Below are 26,075 nucleotides of genomic sequence, written 5' to 3'. Positions count from 1 at the left end.
GGGCTTGCCCCCGTTCCGGTGCGTAGCACTGGCAAAATTTCAGAAACGCTCGAAAGTTTAGGGCCGCTTCGCAGCCCAACGGGGCGGTGCGGCGGTCCGACAAGCCCCCTCGCCACAGACTCACTCCACAGGGCTAAAGAGTGTTTAGTTTGGCGCGTCGAGGTTCAGGTGCAGGTTGTCGATCAACCGCGTGGTCCCAAGGAACGCCGCCACCAGAATCACCAGGTCCCGATCCTGCGCCGTCGCCGGGCGCAAGGTCAGGGCATGGCGGATTTCCAGATAGTCAGGACGCAGGCCGGCTGCTTCGAGCTGTTTGATCTGGGTGCCGATCAGCGTCGGGTAGTCGCGTTCGCCCTGCTTGATCGCTTCGCTGATCGCATTCAGCGTGCGGTAGACCACCGGTGCCACAGTGCGTTGCTCTTCGCTGAGGAAACCGTTGCGCGACGACAGCGCCAGGCCATCGGTTGCGCGAACAGTGGGCTCACCGATGATCTGGATCGGCATGTTCAGGTCATGGACCAGTGCACGAATCACCGCCAGTTGCTGGAAGTCTTTCTCGCCGAAAATCGCCAGGTCCGGCTGGACCATGTTGAACAGCTTGCTGACCACCGTCGCCACGCCTTCGAAATGCCCCGGACGGCTGGCGCCGCACAGGCCTTCGGACAATTGCGGGACGCTGACGCGGGTCTGGCCGGCCATGCCGTCGGGGTACATCTCTTCGACAGTGGGGGCAAACAACAGATGGCAGCCGGCCTGGAGCAGTTTTTCCTGGTCGGCGGCGAGGGTGCGCGGGTACTTGTCGAGGTCTTCGCCAACACCGAATTGCAGCGGGTTGACGAAAACGCTCGCAACCACGAAGTCCGCCCGTTGGGAGGCTTTGGTCACCAGTGCCACGTGGCCGCTGTGCAGGTTGCCCATGGTTGGCACAAAGGCGATGCGCTTGCCTTCGCTACGGGCTCGGGTCACGGCGGCCCGCAGTTCGCGTACGGTTTTTACGGTGTTCATGCAGAGAATCCGTGTTCGATCCCAGGGAAGGTCGCCGCTTTGACTTCAGTCACGTAGGCATTCAATGCAGCTTCAATGCTGGTCTGGCCAGTCATGAAGTTTTTCACGAATTTGGGCACGCGGCCGGTAATGGACAGCCCCAGCATGTCGTGCAGAACCAGAACCTGGCCGTCAGTGCGATTGCCGGCGCCAATACCAATCACCGGAATCTTCACCGCCTGGGTGATTTCTTCCGCCAGTTCGCTCGGGACGCACTCGAGCAGCAGCATTGCCGCGCCAGCCTGTTCCAGGGCGATGGCGTCGGCACGCATCTGCCGCGCCTGGTTTTCATTGCGGCCCTGGACCTTGTAGCCGCCAAGGATGTTCACCGATTGCGGCGTCAGGCCCATGTGCGCGCAGACAGGGATGCCGCGCTCGGCCAGCAGGCGGATCGAATCGGCCAGCCACAACGCTCCTTCGACCTTGACCATGTGCGCGCCGGCCTGCATCAACAGGGCGCTGTTGGTCATGGCTTGCTCGGTGGTGGCGTAGGCCATGAAAGGCAGGTCGGCGAGGATCAGGGCATCGCTGTTACCGCGTTTGACGGCAGCCACGTGGTAAGCCATTTCTGCGGTGGTGACAGGCAAGGTGCTGTCGTGGCCCTGCAATACCATGCCGAGGGAGTCGCCCACCAGCAGCACTTCGACGCCGGCCTGGTTACAGGCGTGGGCGAAGGTCGCGTCGTAGCAGGTCAGCATGGTGATCTTTTCACCTTTTTGCTTCAGACCTTGCAGGGTGGTCAGGGTGATGGCTGGCATGAAAAGTTCCTCATTCAGGCGCTGTGGAAACTACTGCGAGTAACGCGCGTGATTCTTCGTTGAATGCAGGCGCACGCTCTTTCGTCGTGCTTTTAAGGCCTGGATTGCGCCCTTGAACGCCGTGTTGGCGGCAGCGGGACGCCTATAGTCGTGAGGAGAACGAGGGAAGTCAATTGCGTGTGTTACCGCATTGTTACGGGTGGGGTGTTACCGGGGTAACTGATGCGATTCAGCAGGTTTGTTCGATTCGGCGGTTGGCTGCACTTTTGTGTTCGCCACAAACCAATGTGGGAGCTTGGTCAATTCCGGGGGAGGCGTTCCAGGCCGACGAACGGGCATGTCTTGAGCAGTTCGGCCAAGGTCCGGCTATCGGCCAGGCGCAAATCCGCAGGGGCCAGTTCCGCCAGCGGATACAGCACGAAGGCTCGCTCCTGCATGTGGTAATGGGGAACCTTGAGGCGCGGTTCGTCGATCAGGCGATCACCGAACAGCAAGATGTCGAGGTCCAGCGTGCGCGGCCCCCAGCGCTCAAGGCGCTCGCGACCCTGGCCGTTTTCGATGGACTGCAAGGCGTCCAGAAGGTCCAGCGGCGTCAGCGTGCTGTCGAGAGCGGCCACCGCATTGGTGTAGCGCGGTTGTCCGGGGAGCAGCGAATCGCTTTGATAAAACGCAGAAACCCCGACCAGTTCCGTTTGCGGCAAGTGCGCCAGCGCCTCGACGGCGCTACGCAATTGTTCGGCGGGGTCAGCCAGGTTGCTGCCCATGCCGATGTAGATGCGTTCCATGGATTACTCGCCCGTGGTGCTCGAAGCGCCGGCGGCGCGTTTGCGCTTGGAACCACCGCTGCGGCGACGCTTGCGCGGGGCGCCGGTGCCTTCATCCTTGCCGCTGAGGTCGCGAATCATGTCGCGACGCTCGCTTTCGTTGGCGTCCTGATAGTCCGTCCACCATTCGCCCAGGCCATCGGTCTGCTCGCCAGCGCTTTCGCGTAGCAGCAGGAAGTCGTAGCCGGCGCGGAAGCGCGGATTGTCCAGCAGCAGATCGGCACGCTTGCCGCTGCGGCGGGGCAGGCGTTCCTGCATGTCCCAGATTTCGCGGATCGGCATGGTGAAGCGTTTCGGAATCGCGATGCGCTGGCACTGCTCGGCGATCAGCTCGTGCGCCGCTTCCTGCATCGCCGGAATCGGCGGCATGCCACGCTCCTGCAGGCGCAGGACGCGGGCCGGCAGGGCAGGCCAGAGCAGGGCTGCAAACAGGAACGCCGGGGTTACCGGTTTGTTCTGCTTGATCCGCAGGTCGGTATTGATCAGGGCTTCGCTGATCAGGGTGTGGGTGTACGTCGGGTTGTATTCCAGTGCTTCGGCGCTGGCCGGGAACAGTGGATCGAACAACTGCAGGTCGACCAGCATTTCAAACGTATCGGCGGCATGGCCGGAGAGGAACAGCTTGAGCACCTCTTCGAACAGGCGGGCCGACGGGATCTCGCGCAGCATCGGCGCCAGGCCGCGGATCGGCAGGGCGCTGTGTTTTTCGATGCCGAAGTTCAGCTTGGCGGCGAAACGCACGGCCCGCAGCATCCGTACCGGGTCTTCCTGGTAGCGTTGCGTCGGATCGCCGATCAGGCGGATCAGGTGATTGCGGATGTCGTGTACGCCGTTGGCGTAATCGAGGATGCGTTCGCTGACCGGATCGTAATACAAGGCATTGATGGTGAAGTCGCGACGTTGCGCGTCTTCTTCCAGGGTGCCGTACACGTTATCGCGCAAGATGCGCCCGCTTTCGTTGCGCGAAGACTGGTTGCTGTCTTCCTCGTCTTCGTTTTGCGGGTGATTGGCGCGGAAGGTCGCGACTTCGATGATTTCGCGGCCGAAGTGGATGTGCACCAGCTTGAACCGGCGCCCGATGATTCGCGCGTTACGGAATTCGGCCCGTACCTGTTCCGGTGTGGCGCTGGTGGCAACGTCGAAATCTTTCGGTGTGATACCCAGCAGCATGTCGCGCACGCAACCGCCAACCAGGTAAGCCTGATAACCGGCGTTCTGCAGGCGTTCAACGATATTCACCGCGTAGCGGCTGAACTGCGCCTTCTGCAGCGAGTGTTGACCGCTGTTGAGCACTTCAGGCGTGCTGCGAATGTGTTGCGTAGGACGCTTGGGGGTACGGAATGACTGGAACAGCTTCTTCAGCATGGGATGCACTGTTTGAAGGAATATTCGGCCATAACAGAAGAATGACCGCATGATGGGCGGGGATTCTAGCATTTAGTCGGGGGATGGTGTAGGAAGCTGCGCAAGTGCTTGAAGGGGATGTCTGGCGCGGGGTTCTGTAGCAACTGCCGTGTGGCGAGGGGGCTTGTCGGAACGCCGTATCGCCCCGTTGGGTTGCGAAGCAGTCCCAAGTTCTTGAGTGTTTCCGAAATCATGCCAGTGCTGTGCACTGGAACGGGGGCAAGCCCCCTCGCCACAAACCACAAGGGGAGCCGAAGCTCCCCAAGAAGTAGTTGCATGCTCTATTTTTATTTTTGGTTTCGGGCTTCTTGTTTTTGTTGAGTGCCCTCGCCATGAAGCTTTCCTTCATGACCCTCCCAATCGGGAGCCAAGAGCAAACGGATTGCTTTGGTCGCTGAATTGCAGTGATCTTTCGATCCAACCAGTACAGGCTCTGTCTTAAGACAGTTTTTTGTTGTTCTCGGCCTGGTCGTGGGGCAAGCCCCAAATACAACGCCTCTCCAAAAGAATCAGTTAGCTGCGCCTCTCGCCGTCTTGTTTTTATTGTGCGTGAGTCGATTCGTCTTATTTTTATTGTCTTGTGCATTGCTTGTTATTGTTCTTGTACCAAACATATAGCAGGGTGCGTGCCAACTTTTGCGAAGCCCAATAAAACAAGGGGTTAGGCCGGTCGGCAGGCATTTCGAGGGCCAAAAAAAGCCGGGGCTTCGTTACCGTAAGCCCCGGCTTCTGTTACGTGAAAAAGCTGAGGTAACAGTTTTTTCACAAAGTCACGTGTTACCCGCACATGCGACAGGTACGGTTCAGCTTTCGCTGGCCACTCCGGTCTTGCGCCGCGGGATGCCCAGGCGCTGACGGCGCTCCCACAGGCATTTGCGGCTGACCCCGAGCTTGCGGGCCAGCTCGGTTTCGGTCATGTGGTCCTGATGCTCGAGGACGAAATGCTGGAAGTAGTCTTCCAGGGAGAGGTCTTCGGTCGGTTCGTGGTTGCTGTTACTGGTGCTGCCGTTGCCCTGTTGGGGCGCCAGGCCAATGAACTCGTCGTCTTCCAGGTCGCCCAGTTCGATGTCGATGCCCAGCAGCTCGGCGGAAATTTCCGGGCTTTCGCACAGGATGACGGCGCGCTCGACGGCGTTTTCCAGTTCACGAACGTTGCCTGGCCAGGAGTAGTGACGAATGGCTTGTTCGGCATCCGCGGCGAATTTCAGGTCGGTGCGGTTGATTCGCGCACTTTGCCGCGCCAGGAACGCATTGGCGATTTCGTTGACGTCTGCACCGCGTTCGCGCAGGGCCGGCAGCTTCAGCGCGATAACGTGGAGGCGGTAATACAAGTCTTCGCGGAACTGGCCGATCTTCGCCAGGCTCTTGAGGTCGCGGTGAGTCGCGGCGATCAGGCGCACATCGACTTTTTGCGACTGCACCGAGCCCACGCGACGAATTTCGCCTTCCTGCAATACACGCAGCAGACGAGCCTGGGCTTCCAGTGGCAGTTCGCCGATTTCGTCGAGGAACAGGGTGCCGCCGTCCGCCGCTTCCACCAGACCGGCGCGCCCGGCGCTGGCACCGGTGAATGCGCCTTTTTCGTGGCCGAACAGTTCGGATTCGATCAGGCTTTCCGGAATGGCCGCGCAGTTCACCGAAATCATCGGCGCCTTGGCACGTTTGGACAGGTTGTGCAGGGCGCGCGCCACCAGTTCTTTACCGGTACCCGATTCGCCCTGGATCAGAACGTTGGAGTCGGTCGGTGCCACTTTGCGGATCTTGCCGTACAGGTCCTGCATCGGTGGGCACGAGCCGATAATGCCGATTTCACCGTTGCTGTTGTCGGTACCGGATTTCGCCGAGCCATTGGCGGCTTTGCCGGCAACCGCTTCCCCGCTGGCTTGTACCGTTTGTCGGTCACGCAGGATTCGTGCGGCGGCTTGCAGCATTTCGTCATGGTCGAATGGCTTGGCGATGTAGTCCACTGCGCCCATTTTCATCGAGTCAACCGCCGAGCGCAGGCTGGCATAGCTGGTCATGATCAGCACCGGCGTGCCCTGGGCGAGCTTGATCAACTCCGTGCCAGGCGCGCCCGGCAGGCGCAGGTCACTGATGATCAGGTCGAACGAGGGAATGGTGAAGCGTTCTTGTGCTTCCTGCACTGATCCGGCTTCGCTGACCTGGTACTGGTTACGTTCCAGCAGGCGGCGCAAGGCGGAGCGGATAATGGTTTCGTCTTCGACGATCAAAATGTGCGGCATTGATTCGATACTCTCGACGGTCTCAGTTCACAGCGGACGTCGCTTCGACATGACGCGGCAAGGTAACCCTGATTCGGGTGCCGCGTTGGCTTTGAACATCAGCCGGGCTGTCGATGGTGATTTGTCCATAATGCTCTTCAACGATGGAATAGACCAGTGCAAGGCCCAGACCGGTGCCTTCGCCAGGGTCCTTGGTGGTGAAGAAAGGTTCGAACAATCGGTCCATGATGCTCGACGGAATACCGCTGCCTTCGTCTTCCACGATCAGATCGACCGTGTGTTCGCCGGCTTCGCTCTTGACCCGTACCGCACTGCCGGGAGGCGAGGCGTCACGGGCGTTTGACAGCAGGTTGATCAATACCTGGGCCAGCCGTTGCGGGTCGCCCTCGACCCAGTGTTCGGGGTCGCACAGGTTGTAGAACTGCACTTCAAAATTGCGTCGGTTCAGGGCCAGCAGGCCGATGGCATCCTGAGCCACTTCGGCCAGACAGACGGGCTCGTCGTTGTGTTGATGGCTGCCGGCATGGGCAAAGCTCATCAGCGACTGGACGATGCGCGACACGCGTTTGGTCTGCTCGAGGATCTGCCCGCTGATTTCCTTCAGCTCGCCGTCTTCTTCCCGTTCTTCGCGCAGGTTCTGCGCCAGGCACGCGATACCGGTGATCGGGTTGCCGATTTCATGGGCCACGCCGGCCGCCAGCCGACCGATACTGGCCAGGCGCTCGGAGTGCACCAGTTTGTCCTCGAGCATCTGGGTTTCGGTCAGGTCTTCCACCAGCAATACCAGGCCGCTGTTGCCCGGCGCGAGAGGTTCGTCGATCGCCGCTTTGTGCAGGTTCAACCAGCGTGTCTGGCCGTCGAGGGCCAGGTGCTGCTTGTGCAAGTGTTCGTCCGGCAGATTGATGAAGCCTTGCAGCAGTTCTTTCCATGGATCGGCAATGGTGCTCAGGCGCGAACCGACCACACGCTGCGCAGCGATGCCGGTGAGTTCCTCCATGGCCTTGTTCCACATGAGGATTTCCTGATCCTTGGCCAGCGAGCAGACGCCCATTGGCAACTCCTGCAGGGTCTGGCGGTGATAGCGGCGCAGGGCATCGAGCTCGGCGGCCAGGCCGGTCAGGCGCGAGTGGTAGTCCTCGAGGCGGCTTTCGATGAAGTGAATGTCTTCGGTGACGTAGTTTTCGCCGCCAGCCTTGTACGGCAGGAACGTCTCGACCATGTCCTGGGCCACGCTCGGGCCCATCAGGCCGGAGAGGTTGGCCTCGATACGGTCACGCAGGCGGCGCAGGGCATAGGGTCGGCGTTCGTCGAAAGGCAGATAGAGATCGCGCAGTGCCTGTTCCACTTCTTTCTGCGCCGCTTTTGCACCCAGTGGCTTGGCCAGTTGCGTGGCGAACTCCTGGGGCGAGGCGGCGTGCAGTTCCCGGCGTTGCGGGCGGCGAACGTTATCCACGGCGCAGGCTTCGGCAGCGCTGGCCTCTTCGGTGCTGGCATTGGTGAACAACGAGATCAGGGTGAACATCAGCACGTTGGCCGCCAGCGAGGCAATCGCCGCCATGTGCCAGCTGGTGTCGTCCAGCACGTAGATCATGTTCAGCAGCGGAATGTAGAAGCCTTGCAGGTTGCCGACCAGGGGCAACAGCATGGTCACCAGCCACACCAGGATCCCCGCCAGCAAGCCGGCGATGAAGCCGCGACGGTTGGCGGTCGGCCAATACAGGACCGAGAGCACGCCCGGCAGGAACTGCAAAGTGGCGACGAAAGCGACAATGCCGAGGTTGGCCAGGTCCTGCTCGGCACCGAGCATCAGGTAGAAGCCGTAGCCGGCCATGATGATCGCGACAATCAGCGCCCGGCGGGTCCACTTCAGCCAGCGGTAGATGTTGCCTTCGGCCGGTGGTTGATACAGCGGTAGCACCAGGTGGTTCAAGGCCATCCCGGACAGCGCCAGCGTAGTGACGATGATCAGGCCGCTGGCGGCGGACAGCCCGCCGACATAGGCCAGCAATGCCAAAGCCTTGCTGTTGGCGGCAATGCCGATGCCCAGGGTGAAGTATTCCGGGTTGGTGGTGGCGCCGAGCTTCAGGCCGGCCCAGAGAATCAGCGGTACCGCCAGACTCATCAGCAGCAGGAACAGCGGCAGGCCCCAGCTCGCACTGACCAGCGAACGCGGGTTGAGGTTCTCGGTAAAGGTCATGTGATACATGTGCGGCATCACGATCGCCGAGGCGAAGAACACCAGCAACAGCGTACGCCACGGGCCTTCCTGCAAAGGCGTGTGCAGGGCGGCGAGCGCGGTCTGGTTTTGCAGCAGCCACAGTTCAAGCTGTTGCGGGCCGTCGAACACGCCGTACAGCGCATACAGCCCGACACCGCCGAGGGCGATCAGCTTGATCACCGACTCGAAGGCAATCGCGAACACCAGGCCTTCATGCTTTTCGCGGGTGGCGATGTGGCGGGAGCCGAAGAAAATCGTGAACAGCGTAATCAGTGCGCAGAAGCTCAGGGCCACGCGATGCTGTACCGGCTCTCGGGTGAGGATACTGATGGAGTCGGCGACCGCCTGAATCTGCAAGGCCAGCAGCGGCAGTACGCCGACCAGCATGAAAATCGTGGTCAGCGCACCGGCCCAGGTACTGCGGAAGCGGAAGGCAAACAGGTCCGCCAGCGACGACAGTTGATAGGTGCGGGTGATCTTCAGGATCGGGTAGAGCAGCACCGGCGCCAACAGAAATGCCCCGGAAACGCCCAGGTAGCTGGACAAAAAGCCGTAGCCGTATTGATAGGCCAGGCCCACGGTGCCGTAAAACGCCCAGGCACTGGCGTAGACGCCCAGTGACAGGGTGTAAGTCAGCGGGTGGCGAATGATCGCCCGGGGAATCATGCCCCGTTCGCTGATCCAGGCCACACCGAACAGCACCGCCAGGTACGCGGCGCTGATCAGGATCATCTGGGTCAGGCTAAAGCTCATCGGCATCTTTTTGGCTCTGCAGGATGAAGGTCACGACGATCAGAATCAGCCAGAGCAGATAAGGGCGATACCAGGCGCCAGTGGCGTCGATCCACCAATCCATGATGGCCGGGGAAAACAGGTAAATCCCCACTACCAAAAGCAGGACCAAGCGATAGATGTACATCCCGGCCTCTCTTTTTTATGCGCGTGCCCGAAAACGTGCGGCGATGGTAACGGATGGGCGCGCCACTGCAAGTGCGATCACAGTAGCTGTGCCTCGGGCAGGCTAAGTGTGCGCGGGATCAGCGAGGCATCCCAGTGGGCAATGCCCCAATTCAGCACTTCCCGTGGCGTGGCGTACGTCAGTTCGGTTCCCGGGTTCTGTCCCAGCGCCCGTAGCGCCCGCAGCAGCAGCGGCGTTGCCTGATCCTCGGTCAACGGCGGCGAACGGTAGGATTTTCCGAGTTTGTTGCCATCAGGCTGGGTAATCAGCGGGATATGCAGATAACGCGGTTGAGGCAGGCCGAGCAGTTCTTGCAGATAGAGCTGGCGGGGCGTGGAGTCCAGCAGGTCGGCACCGCGAACGATATCGGTGATGCCCTGCCAGGCATCGTCCAGGACCACGGCCAATTGATAGGCATAGAGCCCGTCGCGGCGACGGATCACGAAATCGCCGACTTCCCGGCCCAGATGCTGGCGGTATTGGCCCTGCACCCGGTCGATGAAGTGGTATTCCAGTTCCGGTACGCGCAGACGGATGGCCGCATCGTCAGTGCCATGGCCGGCATTGCGGCACAGCCCCGGATAAATCCCGTGATACGGCTCCAGCTGTTTGCGCGAGCAGGTGCAGGCGTAGGCCAGGCCGTGATTGAACAGGCGATTGAGCACCTCGGCGTAGGCATCGTGCCGCTCGCTTTGGCGAACCAGGTCGCCATCCCACTCGAAGCCATAGCTTTCCAGGGCCTTGAGGATGGCCGCCTGGGCGCCGGGTTCCTCGCGGGGTGGATCAAGGTCTTCCATGCGCATCAGCCAGCGTCCGCCCACCGAGCGCGCGTCAAGGTAGGAGGCCAGTGCTGCGACCAGCGAGCCGAAGTGCAGATGGCCGCTGGGGGTGGGGGCGAAGCGCCCGATGTAGGGGGTGTTGGCGGTCATGAATGCATTTAAAGCCAAAAAAACATCAGAAACAAAAACGGAGCGTTCGCACGCTCCGTTCTTCGTTCAAGTCGCAATTATTTGCCGACTTGCTTTTCCTTGATTTCCGCCAGGGTCTTGCAGTCGATGCACAGGTCGGCGGTAGGGCGCGCTTCGAGGCGCTTGACGCCAATCTCGATGCCGCAGGATTCGCACCAGCCGTACTCTTCGTCTTCGATCAACTGAAGTGTCTTGTCGATCTTCTTGATCAACTTGCGTTCACGATCGCGGGCACGCAGTTCGAGGGCGAATTCCTCTTCCTGGCTGGCACGGTCTGCCGGATCAGGAAAGTTGGCCGCTTCGTCCTTCATGTGGTCCACGGTCTTGTCGACACCTTCCATCAGCTCTTTTTTCCACTGATTCAGGACCTTGGTGAAGTGCTTGCGCATGGGCTCGCCCATGTACTCTTCGCCGGTTTTCTGAACATAGGGCTCGAAGCCGCTGATCGTCTGGTTTTGCTGCTTTGCTTGGGTGGACATGAAATAGACCGCCTCTACTCTTGTAATCCATCTGCGCAGGATTGCTCCATCACCGACACCTGCCGGCCCTGCGGCTGCAAGCGGGCGAACTTACCAGATCAACTCGGGCCGCGCTACTCCTGGATGTCGAGCTCGCGGCACATGCTGCTTGCAAATGATGACAAACCGTTGTCTGGTGGCTCTGGAACCCTGCTTAATTATTGATTTTAGTCAAACCTTGCGCGCGCGCTTGAGTCGTTTGTGATCGGGGTTACAAGGCCTCTGACCGCTTTAGGTTCTCGCTCGTTCCTGCGCTTGGGTAGAATCGGTTTTTTTTCCGTTGAAGGAAGGCCAATGGCTCAGTCCTACAGTGCCCGCAGTCGTGCGATCGAACCTTTCCATGTCATGGCGCTGTTGGCGCGGGCCAATGAATTGCAGGCGGCCGGCCACGATGTGATTCACCTGGAAATCGGCGAGCCGGACTTTACCACCGCCGAACCGATCATCCAGGCCGGCCAGGCTGCGCTGACAGCGGGGAAGACCCGTTACACCGCTGCGCGTGGCATTCCGGAGCTGCGTGAGGCCATTTCGGGCTTTTATCAGCAGCGTTATGGTTTGAACATCGACCCGCGGCGCATCCTCATCACGCCGGGCGGGTCCGGCGCGTTGCTGCTGGCCAGCGCCTTGCTGGTCGACCCCGGTAAACACTGGCTGCTGGCGGACCCGGGCTACCCGTGTAACCGACACTTCCTGCGACTGGTCGAAGGCGCGGCACAACTGGTGCCGGTCGGTCCGGATGTGCGTTATCAATTGACGCCGGGCCTGATCGAGCGTCATTGGGACCACGACAGCGTCGGCGCACTGGTGGCGTCGCCAGCCAATCCGACCGGCACGATCCTGACCCGCGACGAGTTGGCGAAGCTGTCTGTCGCGATCAAGGAGCGCCACGGTCATCTGGTGGTCGACGAGATTTATCACGGCCTGACCTACGGCACCGATGCGGCCAGCGTGCTGGAAGTCGACGACAGTGCATTCGTTCTGAACAGCTTTTCGAAGTACTTCGGGATGACCGGTTGGCGGCTTGGCTGGCTGGTGGCCCCCGACGCGGCCGTCGGTGAGCTGGAAAAGCTCGCCCAGAACCTCTACATCAGTGCGCCAAGCATGGCGCAGTACGCTGCGCTGGCCTGTTTCGAGCCGGCGACCATCAGCATTCTCGAAGAGCGCCGCGCCGAATTTGGCCGGCGTCGGGATTACCTGCTGCCGGCCTTGCGTGAATTAGGCTTTGGCATTGCCGTGGAGCCGGAAGGGGCGTTCTACTTGTACGCCGATATCAGCAAATTCGGCGGCGATGCCTTCGCGTTCTGTAAACATTTTCTCGAAACCGAACATGTAGCATTCACCCCGGGGCTGGATTTCGGGCGTTATCAGGCCGGGCATCATGTGCGGTTCGCCTATACGCAAAATCTCGAGCGTTTGCAGGAAGCGGTCGAGCGCATTGCCCGTGGGTTGCGGAGCTGGCAAGGCTGATGCGTTTTCATCCTCCCCTCGAAGAAGGTCGCCTGATCCGACGTTACAAACGTTTTCTCACCGATATCGAAACCGTTGGCGGTGAGTTGCTCACCATTCACTGTCCGAACACAGGTTCGATGCTCAATTGTCAGGTCGAAGGCGGGCAGGTCTGGTTCAGCCGCTCCAACGACCCGAAACGCAAGTTGCCCGGCACCTGGGAGATCGGTGAAACCCCGCAAGGGCGGCTGTTTTGCGTGAACACCGCCCGCGCCAACGGTTTGATCGAAGAAGCGCTACGGGCGGGCGTCATCACCGAGCTGAACGGTTTTACCGGACTCAAGCGCGAAGTGGCTTATGGTCAGGAAAACAGTCGTATCGATTTCCGCCTTGATTATCCCGACGGGCCGGCCTACGTCGAGGTCAAAAGCGTGACCCTGGGTTTCGACGGTACGGCGGTGGCGGCGTTTCCCGATGCGGTCACCCAGCGTGGCGCCAAGCATCTGCGGGAGTTGGCCCACTTGGCCAGGGACGGTATTCGCGCGGTGCAGTTGTACTGTGTTTGCCTGACCGACATCGAGGCCGTGCGCCCGGCGCAGGAAATCGATCCGGCTTATGCGCAGGCCTTGCGTGAGGCGATTGCCTGTGGGGTCGAGGTGCTGGCTTACGGTGTGCGGTTGAGCCATGAAGAAATGCTGGTCGACCGGCGCCTGGACGTGTTGCCGGGTGGCTAAAGGCTGATCCAGATCCCTTGTTCATCCTCGTGACAGGCCACGCTGGTCAGGGCTTGCCCCGCGCAAGGGCCGGAGACGCACTCACCGTCTTCGATCAGGAACAGTGCGCCATGGGTGGCGCACTGGATCAGGCTGTTGCTGGGATCGAGAAACTGGTCGGGATGCCACTCCAGGGCAACGCCTCGGTGCGGGCAGCGATTGATGTAGACGTAAACCTGTCCGCTGCGGCGCACGGCAAAAAACTTTTGGCCATCGATGTCGAACCCGCGGCTGCTGTCATCGGCCAGCTCGGCACCTGCGCAAAGCAACTTCATGTCTACCCTCGGTCCCGCGGCTCGTGGCCGGATGTGGCTGAGCTTGACAGTAAATGCTATCAAATGGCCGTACTTTTCCACAGACAAAAAAAGACCCGGCAAGAGCCGGGTCAAATAACCGTGATTAGCCTGATGAGGAGATAATCCGAGAGTCCGAACCAAGGGCTTTTCAGAATATCGACCAGTCTCGCGACCAGTTGTGATAATCATATCGATTCTCATTACCAAGTCAACTGCTGTTTTGCGATTTCCTTGCGATTCGCCGGGTTTGTGTCTGCAGGGCTTGTAATCATTGGGTTTCAGGCTGAAAAGCTTCAGAAATATTTGTCGGATCAATTCTTGTGGCGTGTAGAAATGGCTTCCAGCTGTTTGTTCAGGGCTTCCTTGCGCTCAGCAGGAATATCATTCCAGTGAACGTCCATCAGGGCGCCTTCAATTGCGTACAACAACACCTTGGACGCCCGAAAACCGCGCGTGCGCACGGCCCGATAAGCATCCACCGCCCCGAGGCGACGCAAGTCCGAAGCGCTATGGATGCCCACGGCATGCAGCCATTGCGCTGACGTCTTGCCAAGATTCTTCAGGTGTTGCAGTTCATCATTCATCAAGCCTCCTTGCGATGGCCGAATGGAGAGCGTGGGCAATCTTCTGAGGAGTGTAGCCATCAGTAGGAAAAGCGTGATTGTTTGCTCGTTTACGACGTAAATGCTTCTAAGAAACGAGTATTGGCAGTGCGTGAACAAGTCTATGAGCGCAAGAGAAAGAGGCGAGGAAGAATCTGGAAATCAAGGGCGAACATCCCCGCAGTCCAGCGCAACGAGAGGCGCCGGACGTGTCAGGCAGCGACGATGATCAGCGGGTGCGATAGCGCAAGCGCGTGCCGAAGTTCATCGACATCAGGATTTCGTCGGCACTGAGTTCCACCGGAAAGTACGTACCGGAGATTTGCGCGTGTGCCAGGCTCGCGCCTTCCAGGTTCGCTTTGCGAAAATCGATCCCACGCAAGTCGGCGGAACGGAAGTAGGCGTCGCTGAAATCCACACCGTCGGTATTCAGCTCGCGCAGGTCCAGCCCCCGGAAATCTCCACCCACCATGTCGATAGGGCCATCCTTGGGGCGTTCACTGTTGAAGCCTTGGATGTCGTCTTTGTGCAGCAGGGCATATAGCGGTGTGTCGAGAAGTTTAGGCTGGCTCATGTCGCATCACCTGATGGTTTTATGACGCCATTATAGTGCCACTATTTGACGGTCGTGAAGCCAGTGCGGACCTCACGACCGAAATAGTTTCTTACAGGCCTGGCAGGCGCTGGCGAATCTGTTCCACAACGGTATCGAGCGTCCCGCTTTCATTGGTCTGGACACGCTTGCTGCAGAGGATTTCCGCGGGTGTCAGCGCTTCACGGCTGGCTTGCTGGGCTGCGATAACGGCCAGGGTGGCGTCGGACGGATCTTTCTTGTCTGCCTGACGCATGGCCAGCCAGCTTTCGATCACGGCCTGTGGCGCATTGCAGTCGAGGATCAGGAAGGGTGCGCCGGTGGCTTCGGCAACCTTCGCTGCACTGTCACGCTGATCTTGCTTGAGGTAAGTGGCGTCGACCACCACCGGGAAACCCGCACGCAGAATGGCGTCGGCGATTTCGTGCAGGCGGGCATAGGTCGCTGCACTGGCGTCGGCGCTATAGATGCCGGCCTGTACGTCGTTCTCGACGGTTTGCTCGCCGAACAGGCGCTTGCGCTCGACATCGGAACGCAGGCGGATCGCGCCCAGAGCTTCGACCAGGCGCATGGCGACATGGCTCTTGCCGACAGCGGAAACACCGTGGGTAATGGCCATGAAGCGCGAAGGAATGGTGCTGTAGCTTTCCGCCAGGTTGGCGTAGTTGCGGTACTGGCGCAGGGTCGTGGCGCGCTGCACCGCAGTGGCGTCGGCCGGCATGCTGAACAGGGCAACCTTGGCGCGAACCAGTGCGCGGTAGGCTTTATAGAAGTTCAGCAGTTCGAGGCCGCGATAGTCGCCGGTCAGCTCCAGGTACTGGCTGATGAAACGACGCGCCAGGCACTTCAGGCCGCGATCTTCCAGGTCCATCGCCAGGAAACCGGTGTCGGCGTAAACGTCGGTAAAGCGAAACGGTTCGTTGAATTCGATGCAGTCGAAGATCACGACCTTGCCGTCGATCACGGTGGCGTTGCCCAGGTGGATGTCACCGTGGCATTCACGAATGAAACCTTCGGCCTTGCGCTGAGCTAACAGCGGCTTGAGGCGCTCGAAGCTGCTTTCGGCCCAGGCTTGCAGGGCGTCGAGTTGCAACAGGTCGGCTTTGTCGCTGAGGAACGGACGGATCTGTTCGAAGTTCTGCCGCACCGGCGCCATGACGCTGTCCGGGGTGCCGGCTTCGTGCCCGGCCGGCACTCTCGGTGCGTTGAGGTGGAAGCGGGCGATTTGCTCGGCCATCTCGTCGATGTGTGCGGTGGTCAGTTCGCCATTGGCTTGCAGGGTGCTGAGCAAGCCGTTTTGCGGGAACTGGCGCATCTTCAGTACGTATTCGATGGCCGGGCCTTCGCCGCCCAGTTGCGGAGCCTCGGCGCTGCCGGTGACGGGCAGCACTTCGAGGTACAAATCGTTGGTCAGGCGCTGGTTCAGGCGCAGTTCTTCAGCGCAAAAGTGTTCGCGAGCCTCAAGGCTGGTGAAGTCGAGAAAACCGAAATTGACCGGCTTCTTCACTTTATAGGCATAGGGGCCGGTGAGCAGTACCCAGGAAATATGGGTCTCGATGACCTGGAATCCCTCTACAGGATGCGGGTAGAGGGCAGGGTTTTGCAGGGCAGCGATCAGGGACTGGCTCACAGGCGATCCTTCAGAGTCTGGGAAATTCAAGGCCGTCATTATGGCCGCAAGTCCGCTTGACGCAAACCTCGGAGCGCTCCTGTTGAGGATGAATAAAGTGCGTATAATCCGCCGCCATGACTCGTACTCGAACTCCCCGCACTCCGAAAAAACCACCCTCCAGGGGCCTGCGCCCGTGGCTGGGCTGGGCCATTAAACTCAGTCTGGTCGCCCTTGTGGTGCTGGCCGGATTCGCCGTTTACCTTGATGCAATCGTCCAGGAGAAGTTCTCCGGCAAGCGCTGGACCATCCCGGCCAAGGTTTACGCGCGCCCGCTAGAGCTGTTCGTCGGACAGAAGCTGAGCCGGGATGATTTCCTGACCGAACTCGATGCCCTGGGCTATCGCCGTGAAAGCGTGGCCAATGGTCCGGGGGCGGCGTCGGTCAACGGCAATACCGTTGATCTGAACACCCGTGGCTTCCAGTTCTATGAAGGCATGGAACAAGCGCAACCGGTGCGGGTGCGTTTCTCCGGCGATTACGTGGCCGAGTTGGCGGGGGCAAAAGGCTCGAAGCTGTCGGTGGTGCGCCTGGAGCCGCTGTTGATCGGCGGCCTGTACCCGAAAAACCTCGAAGACCGGATTCTGATCAAGATCGATCAGGTGCCACCGTACTTGCTTGAAACGCTGGTGGCGGTCGAGGATCGCGATTTTTATCATCACTTTGGTGTTTCGCCGAAGTCGATCGCCCGTGCAATCTGGGTCAATGGTTCGTCCGGGCGCATGCGTCAGGGCGGCAGTACCCTGACTCAGCAGTTGGTCAAGAACTTCTACCTGACCAACGAGCGCAGCCTGAGCCGCAAACTCACCGAAGCGATGATGGCGCTGCTGCTTGAACTGCACTACGACAAGCGCGAAATCCTTGAGGCTTACCTCAACGAAGTGTTTGTCGGGCAGGACGGTCAGCGCGCGGTGCACGGTTTCGGTCTGGCCAGCCAGTTCTTCTTCAGCCAGCCGCTGGCCGAACTCAAGCTGCATCAGGTCGCGCTGCTGGTGGGCATGGTCAAGGGGCCTTCTTCCTATAACCCCCGTCGTAATCCGGAGCGTGCCCTCGAGCGGCGCAACCTGGTACTCGATGTGCTGCAAGAGCAGGGCGTCGCGACCGCCGAGCAGGTTGAGGCGGCGAAGAAAATGCCGCTGGGCGTGACCAAGCGCGGCAGCCTGGCGGACAGTTCATTCCCCGGCTTCCTCGATCTGGTCAAGCGTCAGTTGCGCGAAGACTATCGCGACGAAGACTTGACCGAAGAAGGGCTGCGCATCTTCACCAGTTTCGACCCGATCCTGCAGATGAAGGCTGAAGCCTCGGTCGACGACACCTTCAAGCGTCTGGCGGGGCGCAAGGGTTCCGATGACGTCGAAGCGGCAATGGTCGTGACCAACCCGGAGACCGGGGAAGTGCAGGCCATGATCGGCAGTCGCCAGGCCAGTTTTGCCGGGTTCAACCGGGCGCTGGATGCGGTACGGCCGATCGGCTCACTGATCAAGCCGGCGGTTTACCTGACTGCGCTGGAGAAACCAAGCCAGTACACATTGACCAGTTGGCTGTCGGACGAGTCCTTCTCGGTCAAAGGCGCGGATGGTCAGGTCTGGAAACCGCAGAACTATGATCGTCGCTCTCACGGTACGGTGTTCCTCTATCAAGGTCTGGCGCATTCCTACAACCTGTCGACCGCGCGTCTCGGTTTGGCGGTCGGAGTGCCGAACGTATTGAAGACGGTGGAGCGCCTGGGTGTGACGCGTGAATTCCCGGCCTTCCCGTCGATGTTGCTCGGGGCCGGCGGCATGACGCCAATCGAAGTGGCGACCATGTACCAGACCCTCGCCAACGGCGGCTTCAATACGCCGATGCGCGGGATTCGTAGCGTGCTGACTGCCGAGGGCGAGCCGCTCAAGCGTTATCCGTTCCAGATCCAGCAGCGGTTCGATCCGGCCTCCATTTACCTGATCCAGAGCGCCATGCAGCGGGTGATGCGTGAAGGTACCGGCAGCTCGGTCTATAACGCTCTCCCAAGGACCCTGACACTGGCGGGTAAAACCGGTACCAGTAACGACTCTCGGGACAGTTGGTTTGCCGGTTTCAGCCAGGACTTGCTGGCGGTGGTCTGGCTGGGGCGCGACGACAATGGCAAGACGCCATTCACCGGCGCCACTGGGGCCTTGCAGGTCTGGACCAGTTTCATGCGCAAGGCCGACCCGTTGCCGCTGGACATGCCGCAGCCGGATAATATCGTTCAGGCTTGGGTTGATTCGCGAACCGGGCAAGGTTCTGACGCCGGTTGCCCGGGTGCCGTGCAGATGCCGTATATTCGCGGCAGCGAACCGCCTCCCGGTGCCGCTTGCGGTGGTGAAAACCCTGCTGAGTCGGTGATGGACTGGGTCAAGGGCTGGATGAATTAAGCAAAGAGGGTTTCAAGTGAACAAGTGGTTGATTCCAGCGGTTGCCGCCGTAGCTTTGCTCAGCGGTTGTTCTAGCGTACAACGTGGCTCGATTCCGGTTGTGGATTCCGGCACCGCCGTGTCCAACAGTGAGCGGATCTCGGCCAATGGCGGCTTCCGCCAGACGACCGTCAAGCGCCCAGCGCAAGGTCAGTCGCAGATCCAGGCGATTCCGCAGGGTGACAGCGGTGTAGTGGTGATGGTGCCAGGCGCGGCAACGACTTCGACGCCGATCAGTACCACGCCGATTACCCCGGGGCCGATCACGCCGGGGCCGATTGACACGTCGCCGGTCCAATCGGCGCCGATCAATCAGGGCAGCTACAGCATGCCGTCGTCGCCAAGCGGGATTCCATCGGCCAGTTCGGGCGGACTTTCTGCCGACGAGCAACTGGACGGCCCGGTATTGGCTTTGCTGACCACCGCTCAACAGCAACAGGCGAGCGGTGATCTCAATGGTGCCTCCTCCAGCCTCGAACGCGCCCAGCGCGTTGCACCGCGTGAGCCGCAGGTGCTTTACCGTCTGGCGCAGGTGCGAATGGCTCAGGGCGATGCCGCCCAGGCCGAGCAGTTCGCTCGCCGTGGGCTGACCCTTGCCAATGGCCGTCCAGCCCTTCAGGCCAACTTGTGGGAGCTGATTGCCCAGGCGCGCGCGAAGCAGGGTGACTCCCAGGGCGCGGCATTGGCTCGTCAGAAGGCCAAGGTAACGCTGTGATGGATGCGCGCTTTCTGAAAATCGCCGATCAACTGTTGTTGATCGAGCGCGAGTTGCGGGTGCAAGGATGGTGGGATGAAGTCTCGCCATCTGCTGAAGCGCTTTCCAGTGTCGAGCCGTTTTCGGTCGATACACTGGATTTCGAGCAATGGCTGCAATGGATCTTCCTGCCACGCATGAAGATGATCCTCGAGCAGGATTTGCCGCTCCCCAACGCATCGGGCATTCAGGAAATGGCTGAGATGGTCTTTGCCGGGCGCAATGTCCAGGGCAAGGATCGGCAGTTACAGGTGCTGCTCAAAGAATTCGATCAACTGATCACCGCGTCCCGCTGAGCCAGAAGCTGCCAGCGTCCGCTGGCAGTTGTTCACAATATCTCTCTATTTTGTCGGCCGCCGCAGGGTAAGTGCATTCGCGTGCCAATTTTTTGCCAAAAGTTGCGCAATCGAAGCTAACACACGGCTGATTTACAGGTTTTTTCTTGCGTTCTCATGTGCTTACTAGAATAAAGCTCATAGACGACTTGACTTGCAGGGGACGAAACAGAAGAATCCAAAGTCCGCTGTACAGGGACTGCCAGAAGCAGACCCTCTCAGCAGATCATGAGGCGCATATCCGCGTCGACCTGTTACACCCGCAACGCGTTACCTCGCGCTGGGTGGGAAAGCCCCGCAACACTTGGGACGATCCCAATACTTGCTCAGTCAGTGCTGACGTAGTCGGCGACCACCGTCGCTCATGCTCTGCCGAGAAGTAAACCTATTAAGACCCGTCCCATTTTTCGTGGGCGGTATTCTGGCGTTTTAGAGGTGAGCAACGTGGAGCTTTTATCTGGCGGTGAGATGCTCGTCCGCTTCTTGCGTGACGAAGGCGTCAAATATATCTACGGGTACCCGGGTGGTGCTCTTCTTCATGTCTACGATGCCCTGTTCAAAGAACCGGAAGTGACCCACATCCTGGTTCGTCACGAACAAGCGGCTACCCATATGGCTGACGGCTACGCCCGTGCCACCGGTAAAGCCGGTGTGGTACTGGTGACTTCCGGTCCTGGCGCAACAAACGCCATTACCGGTATCGCGACCGCCTACATGGACTCCATTCCAATGGTGATTATCTCCGGTCAGGTGCCTAGCACCATGGTCGGCACCGATGCGTTCCAGGAAACCGACATGATCGGTATCTCCCGGCCGATCGTGAAGCACAGCTTCATGATCAAGCACGCGTCGGAAATCCCGGAAGTCATGAAGAAGGCGTTCTACCTGGCGCAATCCGGTCGTCCTGGCCCGGTCGTTGTCGATATCCCGAAAGACATGACCAACCCGGCCGAGAAGTTCGAATACGTCTTCCCGAAAAAAGCCAAGTTGCGCTCCTACAGCCCGGCTGTTCGCGGTCACTCCGGTCAAATCCGCAAGGCGGCAGAAATGCTCCTGGCGGCCAAGCGTCCCGTAATGTATTCGGGCGGCGGCGTGATCCTCGGCGGTGGTTCCGCACCACTGACCGAACTGGCGAAGATGCTCAACCTGCCAGTGACCAATACCCTGATGGGCCTCGGTGGCTTCCCTGGCACCGATCGTCAGTTCATCGGCATGCTCGGCATGCACGGCAGCTACACCGCCAACCTGGCGATGCACCATGCTGACGTGATCCTCGCCGTCGGTGCGCGTTTCGATGACCGTGTAATCAACGGCGCCTCGAAATTTTGCCCGAACGCCAAGATCATTCACATCGACATCGACCCGGCTTCGATTTCCAAGACCATCAAGGCCGACGTGCCTATCGTGGGTCCGGTCGAGAGCGTCCTGACCGAAATGGTTGCGATCCTCAAGGAAATCGGCGAGACCCCTAACAAGGAGTCCGTAGCCAGCTGGTGGAAGCAAGTTGATGAGTGGCGTGGTGATCGCGGCCTGTTCCCTTACGACAAGGGCGACGGCAGTGTCATCAAGCCGCAGACCGTGATCGAAACCCTGTGCGAAGTGACCAAGGGCGACGCCTTTGTGGCTTCGGACGTGGGCCAGCACCAGATGTTCGCTGCGCAGTACTACACGTTTGATAAGCCCAACCGCTGGATCAACTCCGGCGGCCTGGGCACCATGGGGTTCGGTTTCCCGGCCGCCATGGGCATCAAGTTGAGCTTCCCGGATACCGACGTAGTTTGCGTCACCGGCGAAGGCAGTATCCAGATGAACATCCAGGAACTGTCGACCTGCTTGCAATACGGTTTGCCGGTAAAAATCGTCATCCTGAACAACGGTGTGCTGGGTATGGTTCGCCAGTGGCAGGACATGAGCTACGGCAGCCGTCATTCGCACTCCTACATGGAGTCGTTGCCTGATTTCGTCAAGCTGGCAGAGGCCTATGGTCACGTCGGCATGCGCATCACCGATTCGAAAGATTTGAAGTCGAAGATGGAAGAAGCGTTCGCCATGAAGGATCGCCTGGTAGTGATCGATGTTTCGGTCGATACCAGCGAGCACGTCTACCCGATGCAGATCAAAGACGGCTCCATGCGCGATATGTGGCTGAGCAAGACGGAGCGTACTTAATCATGCGGCACATTATTTCCTTGCTTCTGGAAAACGAACCCGGCGCTCTGTCTCGTGTGGTTGGCCTGTTCTCGCAGCGCAACTACAACATCGAAAGCCTGACCGTGGCCCCGACCGAAGACCCGACCCTGTCGCGTCTGACGCTGACCACGGTTGGTCACGATGAAGTCATCGAGCAGATCACCAAGAACCTGAACAAGCTGATCGAAGTGGTAAAACTGGTCGACCTGTCGGAGAGTGCTCACATCGAGCGCGAACTGATGCTGGTCAAGGTCAAGGCCACCGGCGCCCAGCGCGCCGAGATCAAGCGCACCACCGATATTTACCGTGGACAGATCGTCGATGTCAGCGCCAGCGTGTATACCGTTCAACTGACCGGTACCAGCGACAAGCTCGACAGCTTCATTCAGTCCATCGGCACCGCCTCGATTCTGGAAACCGTCCGTAGTGGCGTGACCGGCATTGCCCGCGGTGACAAAGTACTCAGCATCTAAACCAAATTAGCGAACGGCCTGAACGGCCTGATATAGGGGAAATTCATGAAAGTTTTCTACGATAAAGACTGCGACCTGTCGATCATCCAGGGCAAGAAAGTTGCCATCATCGGTTACGGTTCCCAGGGCCACGCTCAAGCGTGCAACCTGAAAGATTCCGGCGTTGACGTGACTGTCGGCCTGCGTAAAGGTTCGGCTACCGTTGCCAAGGCTGAAGCCCACGGCCTGAAAGTGACCGACGTTGCTTCCGCTGTTGCAGCTGCCGACCTGGTCATGATCCTGACCCCGGACGAGTTCCAGTCCTCCCTGTACAAGAACGAAATCGAGCCGAACATCAAGAAAGGCGCCACCCTGGCCTTCTCCCACGGTTTCGCGATCCACTACAACCAGGTTGTGCCGCGCGCTGACCTCGACGTGATCATGATCGCGCCGAAGGCTCCAGGCCACACCGTGCGTTCCGAGTTCGTGAAGGGCGGCGGTATCCCTGACCTGATCGCTATCTACCAGGACGCCTCGGGCAACGCCAAGAACGTCGCTCTGTCCTACGCTGCCGGTGTTGGCGGCGGTCGTACCGGCATCATCGAAACCACCTTCAAGGACGAGACTGAAACCGACCTGTTCGGCGAACAAGCCGTTCTGTGCGGCGGTACCGTTGAGCTGGTGAAAGCCGGTTTCGAAACTCTGGTTGAAGCTGGCTACGCGCCGGAAATGGCCTACTTCGAGTGCCTGCACGAACTGAAGCTGATCGTTGACCTCATGTACGAAGGCGGTATCGCCAACATGAACTACTCGATCTCCAACAACGCCGAATACGGCGAGTACGTGACCGGCCCTGAAGTCATCAACGCCGAATCCCGTCAGGCCATGCGCAACGCCCTGAAACGTATTCAGGACGGCGAATACGCCAAGATGTTCATCAGCGAAGGCGCTACCGGCTATCCTTCGATGACCGCCAAGCGTCGTAACAACGCCGCTCACGGTATCGAAATCATCGGCGAGCAACTGCGCTCCATGATGCCGTGGATCGGTGCCAACAAGATCGTCGACAAAGCTAAAAACTAAGTCACGCCCTTGTACGAAAAACGCGGCTTAGGCCGCGTTTTTTCGTTTGGGGGGCCGGTTCTGGTATAAAGCTGCATCGTTTGCGGCCGAACCGTCGTCCCAGACACCTGTCCAAACTTTCCACCCGTTGCAAGGTAATGTCCATGAGCGAACGCCCCGAAGAGCCAAACCAGGCTTCTGACGCCGAAAGCCTGCTACCCATCGATGAACATGTCGAGGAAGGGCATGACGCCGAAGGTCGTAAAGTCCGGCATCGTGGTATCTATCTTCTGCCGAATCTGTTCACCACTGCGAACCTGTTCGCGGGGTTCTATTCCATCATCAACTCGATGAGCGCCCAGGCGGCCTTGAGTGCTGGTGACTCGGCCAATGCGAGCAAGTATTTCGCGTTCGCGGCCATCGCGATCTTCGTCGCCATGGTGCTCGATGGTCTTGATGGGCGCGTGGCTCGCATGACCAACACCCAGAGCGCCTTTGGTGCCGAGTACGACTCGCTGTCGGACATGGTTGCCTTTGGTGTTGCCCCGGCATTGCTGGCCTTCGGTTGGGCCTTGGGTGACATGGGCAAGGTCGGCTGGATGGTCGCCTTCATCTATGTGGCGGGCGCAGCGTTGCGTCTCGCGCGCTTCAACACGCAGGTCGGCACCGCGGACAAGCGCTACTTCATCGGTCTGGCCAGTCCTGCCGCTGCGGGTGTGGTTGCAGGTATCGTCTGGGCGTTCAGCGACTACGGCATCCAGGGTTCCAAGATGTCTTTCCTGGTTGCGCTGATGGTTGCGGCGGCCGGCATGCTGATGGTCAGCAACATCAAGTACAACAGCTTCAAGGAGCTGGACCTGAAGGGGCGAGTGCCTTTCGTGGCGATTCTCGCCGTGGTGCTGGTGTTCGCCGTGGTGTTCAGTGACCCGCCGCGTATTCTGCTGCTGGTTTTCCTCGCCTATGCCGCGTCCGGCCCGATTCAGTACCTGTTACATCTTCGTCGGCGTAAAAGCGTCGAGTGATGTAATTTCCCTCATACTCCGCAGTCTGTTGGTGCATCTGTTCTCCAATACTGCGGAGTAGCCATGCTGATCAAAGTCCCTAAAGCATCCGACTGCCATGAGTCGGATGTCACGCCTGAGTCCATCTATCTTTCTCGACGCAATGTATTGGGTGTTGCTGTTGCCGGTTTGGCCGTGAGCGGTCTTCCTCGGTGGGCGGCTGCCGACGATGTGGCGCGTTATGCGGACGTCGAGCCTGGCAAGGCGCCTTCCTGGTTCAGCGAAAAGCTTTCCTCGGTCAAGTGGGGGGCGGTTGTCGTCAAGGATGAGGCGATCACGCCGTTCAAGGACGCGACCCACTACAACAACTTCTACGAGTTCGGCACCGACAAAGGTGATCCGGCCGCGAATGCCGGCACGCTGAAGACGGAGCCGTGGTCGGTGGTGGTGGACGGGGAGGTGGGCAAGCCCGGGCGGTATGCGCTGGAGGACTTCATGAAACCGTATCTGTTGGAGGAGCGAATCTACCGACTGCGCTGCGTGGAAGCCTGGTCGATGGTCATTCCCTGGATCGGTTTTCCCCTCTCGGCCTTGCTCAAGGAAGTCGAGCCAACCTCGAAAGCCAGATTTATTCGCTTCGAAACCCTGCAGGATCCCAAAAGTATGCCGGGTCAGCGCTCCGGTTTTGCCTTGATCGACTGGCCTTATATAGAGGGGCTGCGTCTGGATGAGGCGATGAACCCGTTGGCGATTCTTGCGGTAGGCATGTACGGGCGTGAGTTGCCTAATCAAAACGGCGCGCCGTTGCGTTTGGTGGTGCCCTGGAAATATGGCTTCAAGAGCATCAAGTCCATCGTGCGTATCAGTCTGGTCAGCGAGCAGCCGAAAACCACCTGGCAGAGCATTGCTGCGGATGAATATGGCTTTTATGCGAACGTGAATCCCACTGTTGACCATCCTCGCTGGACTCAGGCCCGTGAGCGCCGCCTGCCCAGTGGCTTGTTCAAGCCCAATGTGCGCGACACGCAAATGTTCAACGGCTATTCAGAGGAAGTCGCCTCTCTATATACGGGGCTCGACCTGAGGAAGAACTACTGATGCGCTATCCGTTTTGGCGTATCGGTGTCTTTGTCGTGGTGCTGGTGTGGCCGATGCTTTGGTTGTATCAGGCCTTGGAGGATGTTCTCGGGCCGGATCCGGGCAAGGTACTGGTCGACCGGCTGGGTTTGGGGGCGCTTGTTCTGCTGCTCGTAATCTTGAGCTTGACGCCTTTGCAGAAACTCACCGGTTGGGCGGGGTGGAATGCCGTGCGGCGGCAGTTGGGATTGTGGTGCTTTGTCTATGTGCTGCTCCACCTCAGTAGTTATTGCGCATTCATTCTTGGTTTTGACTGGTCGCAGCTGGGTGTCGAGTTGCGCAAGCGGCCTTACATTATTGTCGGGGTGCTGGGTTTTCTTGGTTTGCTGGCATTGGCGGTGACTTCCAATCGATACAGTCAGCGACGATTGGGTTCCCGCTGGAAGAAGTTGCATC

Annotated in this window: 24 protein-coding genes (1 of these 24 running past the window's edge); 11 read left to right on the top strand and 13 right to left on the bottom strand. The window is 59.5% G+C overall.

Translation table 11 applies throughout. The features are described from left to right. Window positions 1-144 precede the first annotated feature (144 nt). From panC to dksA, 9 genes are all read right to left on the bottom strand, one after another. Complete coding sequence (gene panC, locus AC3IX1_RS24400; RefSeq protein WP_489386113.1) at window positions 145-1,005, bottom strand: pantoate--beta-alanine ligase; 861 nt, start codon at window positions 1,003-1,005, stop codon at window positions 145-147. After that, window positions 1,002-1,802: a 3-methyl-2-oxobutanoate hydroxymethyltransferase gene (panB, locus tag AC3IX1_RS24395; RefSeq protein WP_095965623.1), complete on the bottom strand. Its 801-nt coding sequence runs from the start codon at window positions 1,800-1,802 to the stop codon at window positions 1,002-1,004. The genes panC and panB overlap by 4 nt, the downstream gene beginning before the upstream one ends. Window positions 1,803-2,101: 299 nt before the next feature. Continuing rightward, window positions 2,102-2,587 carry a 2-amino-4-hydroxy-6-hydroxymethyldihydropteridine diphosphokinase gene (folK, locus tag AC3IX1_RS24390; RefSeq protein WP_489386112.1) on the bottom strand — a complete coding sequence of 162 codons (486 nt, stop codon included), beginning with the start codon at window positions 2,585-2,587 and terminating at the stop codon, window positions 2,102-2,104. A gap of 3 nt (window positions 2,588-2,590) precedes the next feature. Beyond that, window positions 2,591-3,991, bottom strand: a complete 1,401-nt coding sequence (locus tag AC3IX1_RS24385; protein ID WP_046041814.1) for a polynucleotide adenylyltransferase PcnB — start codon at window positions 3,989-3,991, stop codon at window positions 2,591-2,593. Between the two features lie 842 nt (window positions 3,992-4,833). Further along, a complete protein-coding gene (locus AC3IX1_RS24380) occupies window positions 4,834-6,273 on the bottom strand; it encodes a sigma-54-dependent transcriptional regulator (protein ID WP_489386111.1) in 1,440 nt (479 codons plus the stop codon). A gap of 22 nt (window positions 6,274-6,295) precedes the next feature. Further along, window positions 6,296-9,250, bottom strand: a complete 2,955-nt coding sequence (locus AC3IX1_RS24375) for a sensor histidine kinase (protein ID WP_223446840.1) — start codon at window positions 9,248-9,250, stop codon at window positions 6,296-6,298. Then, window positions 9,234-9,410 (bottom strand): hypothetical protein, encoded by a 177-nt coding sequence (locus tag AC3IX1_RS24370; protein WP_003176118.1) that lies wholly within the window; start codon window positions 9,408-9,410, stop codon window positions 9,234-9,236. Before AC3IX1_RS24370 ends, AC3IX1_RS24375 begins: the two co-directional genes overlap by 17 nt. 77 nt (window positions 9,411-9,487) lie before the next feature. Beyond that, window positions 9,488-10,378 (bottom strand): tRNA glutamyl-Q(34) synthetase GluQRS, encoded by an 891-nt coding sequence (gene gluQRS / locus AC3IX1_RS24365; protein ID WP_489306222.1) that lies wholly within the window; start codon window positions 10,376-10,378, stop codon window positions 9,488-9,490. Between the two features lie 77 nt (window positions 10,379-10,455). Then, complete coding sequence (gene dksA, locus AC3IX1_RS24360; protein ID WP_008053890.1) at window positions 10,456-10,896, bottom strand: RNA polymerase-binding protein DksA; 441 nt, start codon at window positions 10,894-10,896, stop codon at window positions 10,456-10,458. A gap of 333 nt (window positions 10,897-11,229) precedes the next feature. Here dksA and AC3IX1_RS24355 point away from each other — a divergent pair, with 333 nt between their 5' ends. Next, window positions 11,230-12,402 (top strand): pyridoxal phosphate-dependent aminotransferase, encoded by a 1,173-nt coding sequence (locus AC3IX1_RS24355; protein ID WP_489386110.1) that lies wholly within the window; start codon window positions 11,230-11,232, stop codon window positions 12,400-12,402. Further along, a complete protein-coding gene (sfsA, locus tag AC3IX1_RS24350) occupies window positions 12,402-13,115 on the top strand; it encodes a DNA/RNA nuclease SfsA (RefSeq protein ID WP_489386109.1) in 714 nt (237 codons plus the stop codon). Before AC3IX1_RS24355 ends, sfsA begins: the two co-directional genes overlap by 1 nt. Here the strand turns inward: sfsA and AC3IX1_RS24345 are convergent. From AC3IX1_RS24345 to AC3IX1_RS24330, 4 genes are all read right to left on the bottom strand, one after another. Continuing rightward, window positions 13,112-13,429: a Rieske (2Fe-2S) protein gene (locus AC3IX1_RS24345; RefSeq protein ID WP_489386108.1), complete on the bottom strand. Its 318-nt coding sequence runs from the start codon at window positions 13,427-13,429 to the stop codon at window positions 13,112-13,114. The genes sfsA and AC3IX1_RS24345 overlap by 4 nt on opposite strands. Before the next feature lie 332 nt (window positions 13,430-13,761). Further along, window positions 13,762-14,034 carry a TfoX/Sxy family protein gene (locus AC3IX1_RS24340; protein ID WP_008053897.1) on the bottom strand — a complete coding sequence of 91 codons (273 nt, stop codon included), beginning with the start codon at window positions 14,032-14,034 and terminating at the stop codon, window positions 13,762-13,764. Window positions 14,035-14,281: 247 nt separating this feature from the next. After that, the gene (locus AC3IX1_RS24335) at window positions 14,282-14,626 is read right to left on the bottom strand and encodes a pentapeptide repeat-containing protein (RefSeq protein WP_489386107.1); all 345 of its coding nucleotides are present in this window, start codon (window positions 14,624-14,626) and stop codon (window positions 14,282-14,284) included. A gap of 91 nt (window positions 14,627-14,717) precedes the next feature. Then, window positions 14,718-16,274, bottom strand: a complete 1,557-nt coding sequence (locus tag AC3IX1_RS24330) for a bifunctional aminoglycoside phosphotransferase/ATP-binding protein (protein ID WP_489386106.1) — start codon at window positions 16,272-16,274, stop codon at window positions 14,718-14,720. Window positions 16,275-16,390: 116 nt separating this feature from the next. Here AC3IX1_RS24330 and mrcB point away from each other — a divergent pair, with 116 nt between their 5' ends. The 9 genes from mrcB to msrQ form a co-directional block, all read left to right on the top strand. Beyond that, on the top strand, window positions 16,391-18,709 hold the full coding sequence (gene mrcB / locus AC3IX1_RS24325) for a penicillin-binding protein 1B (RefSeq protein WP_489386105.1): 2,319 nt from the start codon (window positions 16,391-16,393) through the stop codon (window positions 18,707-18,709). Window positions 18,710-18,725: 16 nt separating this feature from the next. Then, window positions 18,726-19,463 carry a tetratricopeptide repeat protein gene (locus AC3IX1_RS24320; RefSeq protein WP_489386104.1) on the top strand — a complete coding sequence of 246 codons (738 nt, stop codon included), beginning with the start codon at window positions 18,726-18,728 and terminating at the stop codon, window positions 19,461-19,463. Further along, a complete protein-coding gene (locus AC3IX1_RS24315) occupies window positions 19,463-19,798 on the top strand; it encodes a YqcC family protein (protein WP_126047562.1) in 336 nt (111 codons plus the stop codon). The genes AC3IX1_RS24320 and AC3IX1_RS24315 overlap by 1 nt, the downstream gene beginning before the upstream one ends. 483 nt (window positions 19,799-20,281) lie before the next feature. Then, on the top strand, window positions 20,282-22,006 hold the full coding sequence (locus AC3IX1_RS24310) for an acetolactate synthase 3 large subunit (RefSeq protein WP_489386103.1): 1,725 nt from the start codon (window positions 20,282-20,284) through the stop codon (window positions 22,004-22,006). A 2-nt stretch (window positions 22,007-22,008) separates the two neighbouring features. Continuing rightward, window positions 22,009-22,500 carry an acetolactate synthase small subunit gene (gene ilvN, locus AC3IX1_RS24305; protein ID WP_003176102.1) on the top strand — a complete coding sequence of 164 codons (492 nt, stop codon included), beginning with the start codon at window positions 22,009-22,011 and terminating at the stop codon, window positions 22,498-22,500. Window positions 22,501-22,545: 45 nt separating this feature from the next. Beyond that, a complete protein-coding gene (ilvC, locus tag AC3IX1_RS24300; RefSeq protein ID WP_003228216.1) occupies window positions 22,546-23,562 on the top strand; it encodes a ketol-acid reductoisomerase in 1,017 nt (338 codons plus the stop codon). Between the two features lie 143 nt (window positions 23,563-23,705). Continuing rightward, window positions 23,706-24,563: a CDP-diacylglycerol--serine O-phosphatidyltransferase gene (gene pssA / locus AC3IX1_RS24295; protein ID WP_489386102.1), complete on the top strand. Its 858-nt coding sequence runs from the start codon at window positions 23,706-23,708 to the stop codon at window positions 24,561-24,563. Between the two features lie 63 nt (window positions 24,564-24,626). Continuing rightward, window positions 24,627-25,640: a protein-methionine-sulfoxide reductase catalytic subunit MsrP gene (msrP, locus tag AC3IX1_RS24290; RefSeq protein ID WP_489386101.1), complete on the top strand. Its 1,014-nt coding sequence runs from the start codon at window positions 24,627-24,629 to the stop codon at window positions 25,638-25,640. Next, window positions 25,640-26,075, top strand: partial view of a protein-methionine-sulfoxide reductase heme-binding subunit MsrQ gene (gene msrQ, locus AC3IX1_RS24285; RefSeq protein ID WP_489386100.1) — the 5' portion only. It continues 185 nt past the right edge of the window; 436 of the gene's 621 nt are visible here — the first part of the coding sequence; its start codon is at window positions 25,640-25,642; its stop codon lies off the right edge, out of view. Before msrP ends, msrQ begins: the two co-directional genes overlap by 1 nt.

Source organism: Pseudomonas sp. KH_046_2 (assembly GCF_057838985.1).
Note: the sequence above shows the minus strand (reverse complement) of the source record. Positions and strands in the feature narration are given on the sequence as shown.

Excerpts from the sequence above, each read along its gene's own strand:
- folK (WP_489386112.1), bottom strand. The coding sequence starts at position 2,587 with ATGGAACGCATCTACATCGGCATGGGCAGCAACCTGGCTGACCCCGCC.
- AC3IX1_RS24340 (WP_008053897.1), bottom strand. The coding sequence starts at position 14,034 with ATGAATGATGAACTGCAACACCTGAAGAATCTTGGCAAGACGTCAGCG.
- AC3IX1_RS24345 (WP_489386108.1), bottom strand. The coding sequence starts at position 13,429 with ATGAAGTTGCTTTGCGCAGGTGCCGAGCTGGCCGATGACAGCAGCCGC.
- mrcB (WP_489386105.1), top strand. The coding sequence starts at position 16,391 with ATGACTCGTACTCGAACTCCCCGCACTCCGAAAAAACCACCCTCCAGG.
- msrP (WP_489386101.1), top strand. The coding sequence starts at position 24,627 with ATGCTGATCAAAGTCCCTAAAGCATCCGACTGCCATGAGTCGGATGTC.
- AC3IX1_RS24315 (WP_126047562.1), top strand. The coding sequence starts at position 19,463 with ATGGATGCGCGCTTTCTGAAAATCGCCGATCAACTGTTGTTGATCGAG.
- panB (WP_095965623.1), bottom strand. The coding sequence starts at position 1,802 with ATGCCAGCCATCACCCTGACCACCCTGCAAGGTCTGAAGCAAAAAGGT.
- AC3IX1_RS24335 (WP_489386107.1), bottom strand. The coding sequence starts at position 14,626 with ATGAGCCAGCCTAAACTTCTCGACACACCGCTATATGCCCTGCTGCAC.
- AC3IX1_RS24370 (WP_003176118.1), bottom strand. The coding sequence starts at position 9,410 with ATGTACATCTATCGCTTGGTCCTGCTTTTGGTAGTGGGGATTTACCTG.
- panC (WP_489386113.1), bottom strand. The coding sequence starts at position 1,005 with ATGAACACCGTAAAAACCGTACGCGAACTGCGGGCCGCCGTGACCCGA.
- AC3IX1_RS24385 (WP_046041814.1), bottom strand. The coding sequence starts at position 3,991 with ATGCTGAAGAAGCTGTTCCAGTCATTCCGTACCCCCAAGCGTCCTACG.
- sfsA (WP_489386109.1), top strand. The coding sequence starts at position 12,402 with ATGCGTTTTCATCCTCCCCTCGAAGAAGGTCGCCTGATCCGACGTTAC.
- AC3IX1_RS24380 (WP_489386111.1), bottom strand. The coding sequence starts at position 6,273 with ATGCCGCACATTTTGATCGTCGAAGACGAAACCATTATCCGCTCCGCC.
- ilvN (WP_003176102.1), top strand. The coding sequence starts at position 22,009 with ATGCGGCACATTATTTCCTTGCTTCTGGAAAACGAACCCGGCGCTCTG.
- AC3IX1_RS24375 (WP_223446840.1), bottom strand. The coding sequence starts at position 9,250 with ATGCCGATGAGCTTTAGCCTGACCCAGATGATCCTGATCAGCGCCGCG.
- dksA (WP_008053890.1), bottom strand. The coding sequence starts at position 10,896 with ATGTCCACCCAAGCAAAGCAGCAAAACCAGACGATCAGCGGCTTCGAG.
- ilvC (WP_003228216.1), top strand. The coding sequence starts at position 22,546 with ATGAAAGTTTTCTACGATAAAGACTGCGACCTGTCGATCATCCAGGGC.
- pssA (WP_489386102.1), top strand. The coding sequence starts at position 23,706 with ATGAGCGAACGCCCCGAAGAGCCAAACCAGGCTTCTGACGCCGAAAGC.
- gluQRS (WP_489306222.1), bottom strand. The coding sequence starts at position 10,378 with ATGACCGCCAACACCCCCTACATCGGGCGCTTCGCCCCCACCCCCAGC.
- AC3IX1_RS24355 (WP_489386110.1), top strand. The coding sequence starts at position 11,230 with ATGGCTCAGTCCTACAGTGCCCGCAGTCGTGCGATCGAACCTTTCCAT.